At 67.3% G+C, this 11,638-nt stretch carries 11 protein-coding genes; all 11 read left to right on the top strand.

The genetic code is table 11. The annotated features are described in order from the left end of the window. Positions 1-133 precede the first annotated feature (133 nt). Entirely contained in the window at positions 134-697 is a 564-nt protein-coding gene (locus tag DCO49_RS09635; RefSeq protein WP_116863863.1) for a hypothetical protein, read from the top strand. Between the two features lie 353 nt (positions 698-1,050). Then, complete coding sequence (locus DCO49_RS09630) at positions 1,051-2,061, top strand: N-acetylornithine carbamoyltransferase (protein WP_116863862.1); 1,011 nt, start codon at positions 1,051-1,053, stop codon at positions 2,059-2,061. A gap of 65 nt (positions 2,062-2,126) precedes the next feature. After that, on the top strand, positions 2,127-3,320 hold the full coding sequence (locus tag DCO49_RS09625) for an argininosuccinate synthase (RefSeq protein ID WP_116863861.1): 1,194 nt from the start codon (positions 2,127-2,129) through the stop codon (positions 3,318-3,320). A gap of 131 nt (positions 3,321-3,451) precedes the next feature. After that, positions 3,452-4,540 (top strand): acetylornithine deacetylase, encoded by a 1,089-nt coding sequence (locus tag DCO49_RS09620; protein WP_116863860.1) that lies wholly within the window; start codon positions 3,452-3,454, stop codon positions 4,538-4,540. A gap of 24 nt (positions 4,541-4,564) precedes the next feature. Further along, positions 4,565-5,893 carry an acetylglutamate kinase gene (locus DCO49_RS09615; RefSeq protein WP_116863859.1) on the top strand — a complete coding sequence of 443 codons (1,329 nt, stop codon included), beginning with the start codon at positions 4,565-4,567 and terminating at the stop codon, positions 5,891-5,893. A 5-nt stretch (positions 5,894-5,898) separates the two neighbouring features. Continuing rightward, entirely contained in the window at positions 5,899-6,501 is a 603-nt protein-coding gene (locus DCO49_RS09610; RefSeq protein WP_116863858.1) for a GNAT family protein, read from the top strand. Then, positions 6,498-7,451 carry an N-acetyl-gamma-glutamyl-phosphate reductase gene (argC, locus tag DCO49_RS09605; protein ID WP_116863857.1) on the top strand — a complete coding sequence of 318 codons (954 nt, stop codon included), beginning with the start codon at positions 6,498-6,500 and terminating at the stop codon, positions 7,449-7,451. The genes DCO49_RS09610 and argC overlap by 4 nt, the downstream gene beginning before the upstream one ends. 33 nt (positions 7,452-7,484) lie before the next feature. Next, positions 7,485-8,780: an argininosuccinate lyase gene (gene argH / locus DCO49_RS09600; RefSeq protein ID WP_116863856.1), complete on the top strand. Its 1,296-nt coding sequence runs from the start codon at positions 7,485-7,487 to the stop codon at positions 8,778-8,780. Then, positions 8,780-9,043 (top strand): YciI family protein, encoded by a 264-nt coding sequence (locus DCO49_RS09595; protein ID WP_116863855.1) that lies wholly within the window; start codon positions 8,780-8,782, stop codon positions 9,041-9,043. The genes argH and DCO49_RS09595 overlap by 1 nt, the downstream gene beginning before the upstream one ends. 10 nt (positions 9,044-9,053) lie before the next feature. Further along, on the top strand, positions 9,054-10,211 hold the full coding sequence (gene proB, locus DCO49_RS09590) for a glutamate 5-kinase (RefSeq protein WP_116863854.1): 1,158 nt from the start codon (positions 9,054-9,056) through the stop codon (positions 10,209-10,211). Then, complete coding sequence (locus tag DCO49_RS09585; RefSeq protein ID WP_116863853.1) at positions 10,208-11,476, top strand: glutamate-5-semialdehyde dehydrogenase; 1,269 nt, start codon at positions 10,208-10,210, stop codon at positions 11,474-11,476. The genes proB and DCO49_RS09585 overlap by 4 nt, the downstream gene beginning before the upstream one ends. The last annotated feature ends 162 nt before the right edge of the window (positions 11,477-11,638 follow it).

Here is an 11,638-nt window from a genome sequence, read left to right as displayed (position 1 = left end):
GGGGGATGGCCGAGGGCGGCCGGGCGGGGCAGGGGGGGCGCAGGGGTGGGCAGGAACTGCGCGGACGGGTAATGTTCAGCCCCTGCCGGTCGTCACTGCCTACACTATCGCCGTGCCCTTTCTTCCATCGCCAATGAAATCCACCGCGTTGCTGACCCTGGCCTGCCTGTCGGCGGCGCCGGTCGTGGTCCAGGCCCAGGAGGCCGAACCCCGCAACCGCGTGGTGATCGTGGAGAACGTGAAGTTCGACTACGCCCAGGTGCTGAACGTTGAGCCGGTGTTCCAGACCCTGCGCGCGACCCGGACCGAGGAGCACTGCGAGCCGATCTCGACCCGCACCCTCGCCCCGGTCAACGTGACCGGCGAGGAGCCGGTGGAAGACAAGGGCCGGATCGGCCGCTTCTGGGACTCGGTGCGCTCGATGTTCAAGCGCAGCGACGAGGAGGCCGCCCAGGAGGTGGCCGCCGAGAATCCGACCCCGGCCCCGGCCAACAACGGCCCCATGCTGACCCGCGACTGCAAGATCGTGCCGGTCGGTCGTGAGTTCCGCCGGCCCATCGCCTATGACGTGGACTACGTCTACAAGGGCACGAAGTACCGCTCGCGGCTGCCGGAAGACCCCGGCAACCGGCTGAAGGTCCGCGTCTCGATCACCCCTTGGGTGGGCCCCGAGCAGGCTGCGGCCAGCATCCCCTGACCTGCGCCGGGCCTGTTCAGCCGGCCGCGTGGGGTCTTGCGTCGACCCCGCCCCCATGCAAAGATAATCGACCATGAAGCTCACCGACTTCCAGCACGACAGCAGCGCCGCTCGCCAGGCCACTGGCATGACGTCGCGTGCCCGTCGACCGGAACCCCACATTCTCGCTGGGTAACCGGAGCTTTCTGCTGTTCGTCCGATGAAAACCCAGCCTCCCGGCTGGGTTTTTTCGTTTCCGCGCTTCAAAAATGCATGTTCCGAAAGCTTCATCTGAAACTTTTTCGCTCCACCCTGTTTCCCTGTTCTCCCTTCCACCGCGTCGAACCACCGGCGCCGCCACGCAAGGAAAGATGATGTCCCACAAGCACTTCCTGAACACCCAGGACTGGAGCCGCAGCGATCTTGACGCGCTGCTGACCCAGGCCGCGCTGTTCAAGCGCAACAAGCTCGGCGACCAGCTCAAGGGCAAGTCGATCGCGCTGGTGTTCTTCAACCCGTCCATGCGCACCCGCACCAGCTTCGAACTGGGCGCGTTCCAGCTCGGTGCCCACGCGGTGGTGCTGCAGCCGGGCAAGGATGCGTGGCCGATCGAGTTCAATCTCGGCACGGTGATGGACGGCGACACGGAAGAGCACATCGCGGAAGTGGCCAAGGTACTGGGCCGTTACTGCGACATCATCGCCGTGCGTGCGTTCCCCAAGTTCCAGGACTGGGCGTACGATCGCCAGGACATCGTCCTCAACAGCTTCGCCAAGTACTCGCCGGTGCCGGTCATCAACATGGAGACCATCACCCACCCGTGCCAGGAACTGGCCCACGTGATGGCGCTGCAGGAACACTTCGGCACCCAGGACCTGCGCGGCAAGAAGTACGTGCTGACCTGGACCTACCATCCCAAGCCGCTGAACACCGCGGTGGCCAACTCGGCGCTGACCATCGCCACCCGCATGGGCATGGACGTGACCCTGCTGTGCCCGACCGCCGACTACATCCTGGATGAGCGCTACATGGGCTGGGCCGAGCAGAACGTAGCCGAGAGCGGTGGTTCGCTGAAGATCAGCCATGACATCGACAGCGCCTACGCCGGCGCCGACGTGGTCTACGCCAAGAGCTGGGGCGCGCTGCCCTTCTTCGGCAACTGGGAACCGGAAAAGCCGATCCGCGACCAGTACAAGCACTTCATCGTGGACGAACGCAAGATGGCGCTGACCAACAATGGTGTGTTCAGCCACTGCCTGCCGCTGCGCCGCAACGTCAAGGCCACCGACGGTGTGATGGATTCGCCGCAGTGCATCGCCATCAACGAAGCCGAGAACCGACTGCACGTGCAGAAGGCGATCATGGCGGCGGTTGCCGGGCGCTGATTTTTCCTTCGATTCAATGAAACCCCGCCGGGCATGGCCCGGCGCTACCAGGACATACCCCCCCCATGAGCAACAAAGACGTCGTTCTCGCCTTCTCCGGCGGCCTGGATACCAGCTTCTGCGTGCCCTACCTGCAGGAGCGCGGCTACAACGTGCACACCGTGTTCGCCGATACCGGCGGCGTGGATGATGAAGAGCGCGATTTCATCGAGAAGCGCGCCGCCGAGCTTGGCGTGGCCAGCCACCAGACCGTCAACGGCGGCCCGGCCATCTGGGAAGGCTTCGTCAAGCCGTTCGTGTGGGCCGGCGAAGGCTACCAGGGCCAGTACCCGCTGCTGGTTTCCGACCGCTACCTGATCGTCGATGCCGCGCTGAAGCGTGCGGCCGAACTGGGCACCAACATCATCGCCCACGGCTGCACCGGCATGGGCAACGACCAGGTCCGCTTCGACCTGGCCGTGAAGGCCCTGGGTGACTACCAGATCATCGCGCCGATCCGCGAGATCCAGAAGGAACACACCCAGACCCGCGCCTACGAGCAGAAGTACCTGGAAGAGCGCGGCTTCGGCGTGCGCGCCAAGCAGCAGGCCTACACCATCAACGAGAACCTGCTGGGCCTGACCATGTCCGGCGGCGAGATCGACCGTTGGGAAGCGCCGGGTGAGGGTGCTCGTGGCTGGTGCGCCCCGCGCAGCGAATGGCCGGAACAGGCCCTGACCGTGACCCTGAAGTTCGTCGAAGGCGAAGCGGTCGAGCTGGACGGCAAGGCGCTGCCGGGTGAGCAGATCCTGGCCCAGCTCAACAAGCTGTTCGCCCCGTACGGCGTCGGCCGTGGCGTCTACACCGGTGACACCGTGATCGGCCTGAAGGGCCGCATCGTGTTCGAGGCCCCGGGCCTGGTCTCGCTGCTGGCCGCGCACCGCGCGCTGGAAGACGCCGTGCTGACCAAGCAGCAGAACCGCTTCAAGCCGGACGTGGCACGCAAGTGGGTGGAGCTGGTGTACGAAGGCTTCTACCACGACCCGCTGAAGACCGACATCGAGGCCTTCCTGAAGTCCTCGCAGGCCAAGGTCAACGGTGAAGTGGTGCTGGAAACCCGTGGTGGCCGCGTCGACGCGGTGGCCGTGAAGTCGCCGCACCTGCTCAACACCAAGGGTGCCACCTACGCGCAGTCGGCCGACTGGGGCGTGGAAGAGGCCGAAGGCTTCATCAAGCTGTTCGGCATGAGCTCGACCGTCTACGCGCAGGTCAATCGCTGAGCGATTGGCCACGCATTCCGCCTTAACCCTGCGCCGTTGGCGCGCCCCTTCAACAAGAAGGGGGCTCTCCACCAGACGCATTACGGTAGCGCCGGGCCATGCCCGGCGGAATTCAACAGGATCTTTGATTCATGCTTGAACAGACGATCTCGCACCTGCAGGCCCTGGTGTCCTTCGACACCCGCAACCCGCCGCGTGCGATCACCACCGGTGGCATCTTCGATTACCTGCGCGCGAACCTGCCCGGCTTCAACGTCGAGGTGATCGACCACGGTGCCGGTGCGGTCAGCCTGTATGCCGTGCGCGGTACGCCGAAGTACCTGTTCAACGTGCATCTTGATACCGTGCCGGACTCGCCGCACTGGAGTGCCGACCCGCACGTGATGCGCCGCCTGGACGACCGCGTGGTCGGCCTCGGCGTGTGTGACATCAAGGGCGCGGCCGCTGCGCTGGTGGCCGCGGCCAATGCCAGCAATGGCGACGCCGCGTTCCTGTTCTCCAGCGACGAGGAAGCGAACGACCCGCGCTGCATCGCCGCGTTCCTGGCCCGTGGCCTGCCGTACGAAGCAGTGCTGGTGGCCGAGCCGACCATGAGCGAGGCCGTGCTGGCCCACCGTGGCATCAGCTCGGTGCTGATGCAGTTCGCCGGTCGTGCCGGCCATGCCTCGGGCAAGCAGGATGCGGCCGCCAGTGCATTGCACCAGGCCATGCGCTGGGGCAACCGCGCGCTGGACCATGTGGAATCGCTGGCCTCGGCGCGCTTCGGCGGCCTCACCGGCCTGCGCTTCAACATCGGTCGCGTCGAGGGGGGCATCAAGGCCAACATGATCGCCCCGGCCGCTGAAGTGCGTTTCGGCTTCCGCCCGCTGCCGTCGATGGACATTGATGCGCTGCTGACCACCTTCGCCGGTTTCGCCGAACCGGACGCTGCGCTGTTCACCGAAACCTTCCGCGGCCCCAGCCTCCCGGCCGGTGACATCGCCGAAGCGGAAAACCGCCGCCTGCTGGCGCGCGACGTGGCCGATGCGCTGGAGCTGCCGATCGGCAACGCGGTGGACTTCTGGACCGAAGCCTCGCTGTTCTCGGCCGGTGGCTACACCACGATGGTGTTCGGCCCGGGCGACATCGCCCAGGCGCACACCGCCGATGAGTTCGTGACGCTGGACCAGCTGCAGCGCTACACCGACGCCGTGCATCGCATCATCGCCGCCGGCGCCTGATACCTACCTTCTGACGAAACCGAAATGTCTCCTGCCCTCCAGCCCCACCGCCAGACCCGCCAGACCATCGTGCGCCTGCTTTCCAGCATGGCCAGCGCGAAGGAGATCAGCCAGTACCTCAAGCGTTTCTCGCAGCTGGACGCCAAGCGCTTCGCCGTGGTCAAGGTCGGCGGCGCGGTGCTGCGCGACGATCTCGAAGCACTGACCTCCTCGCTGTCGTTCCTGCAGGAAGTCGGCCTGACCCCGATCGTGCTGCACGGCGCCGGTCCGCAGCTGGATGCCGAACTGTCGGCCGCCGGCATCGAGAAGCAGACCGTCAACGGCCTGCGGGTGACCTCGCCGGAAGCGCTGGCGATCGTGCGCCGCGTGTTCCAGCAGTCCAACCTGCGCCTGGTCGAGGCCCTGCAGCAGAACGGTGCGCGCGCCACCTCCATCACCGGCGGCGTGTTCGAAGCCCAGTACCTGGACGTGGACACCTACGGCCTGGTCGGTGAAGTGAAGCGGGTCAACCTGGCCCCGATCGAGGCCAGCCTGCGCGCCGGGTCGATCCCGGTCATCACCAGCCTGGGCGAGACCGCCGGCGGCCAGATCCTCAACGTCAACGCCGATTTCGCCGCCAACGAGCTGGTGCAGGAACTGCAGCCGTACAAGATCATCTTCCTCACCGGCACCGGCGGCCTGCTGGACGAGTCGGGCAGCGTGATCGATTCGATCAACCTGTCCACCGAATACGACCACCTGATCGCGCAGCCGTGGATCCACGGCGGCATGAAGGTGAAGATCGAGCAGATCAAGGATCTGCTGGACCGCCTGCCGCTGGAATCGTCGGTGTCGATCACCCGCCCGGCCGACCTGGCCAAGGAACTGTTCACCCACAAGGGCTCGGGCACGCTGGTGCGCAAGGGCGAGAAAGTGCTGCGCGCCACCGGCTGGGACGAACTGGACCTGCCGCGCCTGAAGAGCCTGATCGAATCCAGTTTCGGCCGCACCTTGGTGCCGGATTATTTCCAGAAGACCAAGCTGCTGCGCGCCTATGTCAGCGAGAACTACCGCACCGCGGTCATCCTCACCGACGAAGCCGAAGGCGTGTACCTGGACAAGTTCGCCGTGCTCGATGACGCGCAGGGCGAGGGCCTGGGTCGTGCGGTCTGGAACGTGATGCTGGAAGAAACCCCGCAGCTGTTCTGGCGCTCGCGCAACGGCAACCCGATCAACCACTTCTACTACGCCGAGTCTGATGGCTGCTACAAGCAGAACACCTGGAAGGTGTTCTGGTTCGGCGCCGATGGCATCGACCGCATCAAGACCTATGTCGACCATTGCGCCGCGCGCCCGCCGAGCCTGAAGGACTGAGTGCGATGAACCACGCCGATGCCTGGGCCACCGTACCCACCCTGCGCGGCCAGCACGTGAGGCTGGAGCCGCTGCAGCGTGAACATGTGCCCGGCCTGGCCGCGGCGCTGGAAGGCAGCGGCCTGGACCAGCTCTGGTACACCCAGGTGCCGTCGCCGGAGCGGGCAGGGCATTACGTGCAGGCCGCGCTGGACGTGCAGGCCGAAGGCAAGGTGCTGCCGTTCGTGATCCGCGATGCGGCCGGCGTGATCGTCGGCAGCACGCGGTTCTATGCGTTGGAACCGGGCGTGCCGCGGCTCAGCCTCGGCTACACCTGGTACGCCCCGCGGGTGCAGCGCACCGGGGTCAACACCGAGGCCAAGCTGCTGTTGCTGCAGCACGCCTTCGAGACCCTGGGCTGCATCAGCGTGGTGCTGGAAACCAGCTGGTTCAACCACACCTCGCGCGCCGCCATCGCCCGCCTCGGCGCGAAGCAGGACGGCGTGCTGCGCAACTACACCCGGCATGCCGACGGCACGCCGCGCGACACCGTCATCTTTTCCATCATCGACGCGGAATGGCAGGGCGTGAAGCGCCACCTGCAGCACCGCCTGGACCATCACGCATGAACGATTCGACTTACACCCTGGGCATCGTCGGTGCCCGCGGCCACACCGGCGCCGAGCTGATCAAGCTGGTCGCCGCGCACCCGCGCCTGCAGCTGGCCTTTGTGTCCTCGCGCGAACTGGCTGGCAAGCCCCTTGCCGACCATCACCCCGAATACAAGGGTGAGCTGCACTACGAAAGCCTGGACGCCGATGCCGTGGCTGCCAAGGGCGTGGACGCAGTGATCCTGGCCCTGCCCAATGGCCTGGCAGCACCGTTCGTAACCGCCATCCAGGCCGCCAAGCCGGAGACCGTGATCGTCGACCTTTCGGCTGATTACCGCTTCGACGGCCAGTGGTATTACGGCCTGCCGGAATTGACCCGTGGCCGTTACCAGGGCCAGAAGCACATCAGCAACCCGGGCTGCTACGCCACCGCGATGCAGCTGGCGATCCACCCGCTGCTGGATCTGCTGGCCGGTCCGCCGCAGTGCTTCGGTGTCTCCGGTTACTCCGGTGCCGGCACCTCGCCCTCGGACAAGAACAATCCCGAGCTGCTGGCCGACAACCTGATGCCGTATTCGCTGACCAACCACATGCACGAGCGCGAAGTGTCCGCGCAGCTCGGCGTGCCGGTTGAGTTCATGCCGCACGTAGCCCCGCATTTCCGTGGCATCACCCTCACCGCCAATCTGTGGCTGAACCGCGCGCAGACCCGCGAGCAGATCGTCGAGCGCTTCCAGCAGGCCTACGCCGCGGAAGCACTCGTGGAGATCGTGGACGAAGCGCCGTGGGTCAGTCACATCGCCGGCCGCCACGGCGCCCAGGTCGGCGGCTTCACCCTGGCCCCGGGCAACAAGCGGGTGGTGGTGGTGGCGACCCTGGACAACCTGCTCAAGGGCGCAGCCACCCAGGCCATGCAGAACCTCAACCTCGCGCTGGGCATCGACGAACTGACGTCGATCCCGCACTGACACCGCTTAGTTACCGCATTCCCGGAGCCCCCCATGGCAGACCTTCTTTGGCAGAAGCCCGGCGTCGCTGTCGACGCCCAGATCCAGACGTTCCTCGCCGGCGATGACGTGATCCTCGATCGCGAATTCTTCCTGCACGACATCGCCGCCAGCGCCGCGCACGCGCAGGGCCTGCAGCACATCGGCATCCTCAGCGCCGATGAGCTGGAAGGCCTGCTGCGCGAACTGGAAGTGCTGGCGCAGGACTTCCGCGCAGGCCGTTTCGTGCTTGATACGCAGTACGAGGATGGCCACTCGGCCATCGAAGCGCGCCTGACCGAGCGCCTGGGCGATGCCGGCCGCAAGATCCACACCGGCCGCAGCCGCAACGACCAGATCCTGGTCGCCACCCGCCTGTGGCTGAAGGAAAAGCTGCAGCGCGTGGCCCAGCTCAGCACCGAAGTGGCCAAGGTCGCGCTGGACCGCGCGCAGGCCGAGAAGGACCTGCCGCTTCCCGGCTATACCCACATCCAGCGCGCCGTGGTGTCCTCGGCGGGCATGTGGTGGGCCGGCTGGGCAGAGGCCTTCATCGACAACGCCGTGCGTGCGCGTGATACCCATGCGCTCGTCGACGCCAATCCGCTGGGCACCGCCGCAGGTTACGGCGTGAACCTGCCGCTGGACCGCGAACACACCACCGCTGCGCTGGGCTTTGCGCGCATGCAGATCTCGCCGATCTACGCGCAGCTGTCGCGCGGCAAGTTCGAGCTGGCCGCACTGGAAGCGCTGGGTGGCGCCACCCTCGACCTGCGCCGCATCGCCTGGGATCTTTCGTTGTTCACCAGCGCCGAGTTCGGTTTCGTCGCACTGCCGGCGCAGTACACCACCGGCAGTTCGATCATGCCGAACAAGCGCAACCCGGACGTCATCGAGCTGATGCGCGCCACCCATGCCAGCGTCGCCGCTGCGCGTACCGAGATCGAGCAGCTGCTGTCGCTGCCCTCGGGCTACCACCGCGACCTGCAGTCGTCCAAGGGCGCCATCTTCCACGGCTTCGGCCGCGGCCTGGCCGCGCTGGAGCTGCTGCCGGCGCTGCTGGCCAACCTGGAATGGCGCGACGACAGGCTGCGCGCGGCCATCGATTCGGGCATGTATGCCACCGACGTGGCGGTAGAGGCGGCCGTGGCCGGCGTGCCCTTCCGCGAGGCCTACAAGGCCGCGGCCGCCGGTGCCGACAGTGCAGGGCAGGGCCGCACGCCGGAAGGCAGCCTGGCCGCGCGCGTGTCGCCCGGTTCGGCCGCCGATTTGCGCCTGGATGAGCTGCGTACGCGCTGGCAGGCGCTGGCCTGATGGCGGGCACCGTCTACCTGGTGCTGGCCATGCGCCGGCCCGACTTCAACGCGGCCGCCGTGCAGCCGCACCTGGATTTCCTCGATGCGCTGCGCGAACGCGGGCAGCTGCAGATGACCGGTGGCTTCAGCGACGGCACCGGCGGCGCCTACCTGCTGTGCAACGTGGGCAGCCTGGCCGAAGCGCAGGCCATCGTCGCCACCGATCCGCTGGTGACGATGCAGGCCTCGCACCTGACCGTGCACGAATGGAACACCCGCTGAGGCGCACCTGATGACCCTGCACGCCACCCACGTCGCCTCGCCGTTCCCCGAACAAGCGCTGCCGCCGTGGCGGCGTGCCGTGCTCAAGGTGGGCAGCAGCCTGCTCGCTGCCGATGGTGGCGGCCTGTCGCCGCGCCATGCGCTGGGCCTGGCCCAGTTCGTCTCGGCCAATGTGCTGGCCGGACGCGAGGTGGTCATCGTCTCGTCCGGCGCGGTCGCCGCCGGCCGCGCCATCCTGCCGCGTGCCGATGAGCCCGGTGCGGCGATGGCCGCGCGGCAGGCGCTGGCCGCGCTCGGCCAGGCACAGCTGATCGGCCTCTGGCAGCGTTTCTTCGAACGCCCGGTGGCCCAGGTACTGCTGACCCACGACGATCTGCGCAACCGCCGCCGCTACCTCAATGCGCGCGCCACGCTGACCGAGCTGCTGCGCCTGGGCGCGTTGCCGGTGGTCAACGAGAACGACACCGTGTCGGTGGACGAGCTCAAGCTTGGCGACAACGATAATCTCGCCGCCACCGTAGCCGCGTTGGTCGATGCCGATGCGCTGTTCATCGCCACCGACATCGACGGCCTGTACAGCGCCGACCCGCGCACCCTGGCCGACGCGCGGCCGCTGCACGACGTGCCGGAGCTGGATGACGCGGTGCTGGCGATGGCCGGCGGTGCCGGTTCACGCGCCGGGACCGGCGGCATGCGCACCAAGCTGGAGGCCGCGGCCAAGGCCGGCCGGCTCGGCATCGAAACCTATCTCTTCAACGGCCGCAGCGGCGACGTGGTGCGTGCGTTGGCGCAGGACCGCCTGTTCGGCACGCGCATCCACGCCGCGCGCAGCCGCGAGGCCGCACGCAAGCACTGGCTGCGTCACGCACCGCTGGCCGAGGGCGCGATCCTGGTCGATGCCGGTGCCGCGCAGGCGATGCGCGAAAAGGGCGCCTCGCTGCTGCCCGGCGGCATCATCGGTGCCGACGGCGATTTCCGCCGCGGCGACATGGTGCAGGTGTGCTGGCAGGCCCCGCAGGGTCGCCTCTGCGTCGCCCGCGGCGTCAGCCAGTACGCCGCCGATGACGTGCGCCGCATCGCCGGCCGCCATTCGCGCGACATCCAGGCCGTGCTCGGCTACAACTACGGCGGTACCGTCGTCCATCGCGACGATCTGGTGCTGCCATGACCGGACTGCAGGACACCCCCATGAGTGAGATCGAAGCGCAGGCACGTGCCTGCCGTGACGCGGCCCAGGTGGTCGCCGGCCTGGACAGCGCCGCACGCGGCAAGCTGCTGCAGGCCATGGCCCAGGCACTGGAAATGAACGCCGGGCTGATCCTGGCCGGCAATGCCCGTGACCTCGCCGCTGCACGCGAGAAGGGCGTCGGCAGTGCGATGCTCGACCGCCTGGGATTGGACCCCGCGCGCCTGTTCGCGATGGCCGAGGCCGTGCGCGAGGTGGCCGCGCTGCCGGACCCGGTGGGGCTGGTGACCCGTGACGACGTGCGCCCCAACGGCATCCGCGTGCAGAAGGTGCGCGTGCCGCTGGGCGTGATCGCGATGATCTACGAAGCGCGCCCGAACGTGACCGCCGAAGCCGCCGCACTCTGCCTCAAGGCCGGCAACGGCGTGATCCTGCGCGGTGGCTCGGAGGCGATCCATTCCAACACCGCCATCGCGCGGGCACTGGCTGCGGCGATGCAGGCCAACGGCGTGCCGCCAGCGGCAGTGACCGTGCTGACCGACCTGCGTCGCGAGGCCATGCTGGAGCTGCTGCAGCTGCACGAACTGATCGACCTGGCCATACCGCGTGGTGGCGAAGGGCTGATCCGTTTCGTGGCCGAGCACGCGCGCGTGCCGGTCATCAAGCACTACAAGGGCGTCTGCCACCTGTTCGTGGATGCCAGCGCCGACCTGGACAAGGCCGTTGCCCTGCTGGTGGATGGCAAATGCAGCCGCCCGGCGGCCTGTAATTCGCTGGAAACGCTGCTGGTGCACCGCGACGTTGCCGAGGCGTTCCTGCCGCGTGCGGCGCAGGCGCTGGGCGAACGAGGCGTGCAGCTGCGTGCCGATGAACGTGCGCAGCCGCTGCTGCCGGGCAGCACGGCCGCCACCGATGAGGATTACGCGGCCGAGTTCCTCGATCTGGTGCTGGCGGTGCGCGTGGTCGACGATTTCGACGCCGCCATCGCGCATATCCGCACCTACACCTCCGACCACACCGAAGTGATCGCTACCGAGGACACGGCCAATGCCGAGCGCTTTGTCAACGCACTGCGCTCGGCGGTGGTGATGGTCAATGCGTCCTCGCGTTTCTCCGATGGCGGCCAGCTGGGCCTCGGCAGCGAGATCGGCATTTCCACCACGCGGCTGCATGCGTATGGGCCGATGGGGCTGGAAGCGCTGACGGTCGAACGTTTCGTGGTGCGCGGCGAAGGCCAGACCCGGTAGTAGTTTGTCTTGCAGGGCTTGCAGCCCTGCACCTGCTTTGAATCAACGTCAACGTCAAAAGCCTGCATTCCGTGGGTTGGTGGGGTGGGTCCGGTTGAGGGGGACGGCGTGAATACGTCCATGTAGCCTCGGTCGCACCATCCATGCCGCTCACACCCCCTC

The organism is Stenotrophomonas sp. SPM (assembly GCF_003105135.1).
Classification (GTDB): Bacteria; Pseudomonadota; Gammaproteobacteria; order Xanthomonadales; family Xanthomonadaceae; genus Stenotrophomonas.
The sequence above is the reverse complement of the archived record's forward strand: the minus strand, read 5'-3'. Positions and strand labels throughout refer to the sequence as shown.

Excerpts from the sequence above, each read along its gene's own strand:
- DCO49_RS09635 (WP_116863863.1), top strand. The coding sequence starts at position 134 with ATGAAATCCACCGCGTTGCTGACCCTGGCCTGCCTGTCGGCGGCGCCG.
- DCO49_RS09630 (WP_116863862.1), top strand. The coding sequence starts at position 1,051 with ATGTCCCACAAGCACTTCCTGAACACCCAGGACTGGAGCCGCAGCGAT.
- DCO49_RS09625 (WP_116863861.1), top strand. The coding sequence starts at position 2,127 with ATGAGCAACAAAGACGTCGTTCTCGCCTTCTCCGGCGGCCTGGATACC.
- DCO49_RS09620 (WP_116863860.1), top strand. The coding sequence starts at position 3,452 with ATGCTTGAACAGACGATCTCGCACCTGCAGGCCCTGGTGTCCTTCGAC.
- DCO49_RS09615 (WP_116863859.1), top strand. The coding sequence starts at position 4,565 with ATGTCTCCTGCCCTCCAGCCCCACCGCCAGACCCGCCAGACCATCGTG.
- DCO49_RS09610 (WP_116863858.1), top strand. The coding sequence starts at position 5,899 with ATGAACCACGCCGATGCCTGGGCCACCGTACCCACCCTGCGCGGCCAG.
- argC (WP_116863857.1), top strand. The coding sequence starts at position 6,498 with ATGAACGATTCGACTTACACCCTGGGCATCGTCGGTGCCCGCGGCCAC.
- argH (WP_116863856.1), top strand. The coding sequence starts at position 7,485 with ATGGCAGACCTTCTTTGGCAGAAGCCCGGCGTCGCTGTCGACGCCCAG.
- DCO49_RS09595 (WP_116863855.1), top strand. The coding sequence starts at position 8,780 with ATGGCGGGCACCGTCTACCTGGTGCTGGCCATGCGCCGGCCCGACTTC.
- proB (WP_116863854.1), top strand. The coding sequence starts at position 9,054 with ATGACCCTGCACGCCACCCACGTCGCCTCGCCGTTCCCCGAACAAGCG.
- DCO49_RS09585 (WP_116863853.1), top strand. The coding sequence starts at position 10,208 with ATGACCGGACTGCAGGACACCCCCATGAGTGAGATCGAAGCGCAGGCA.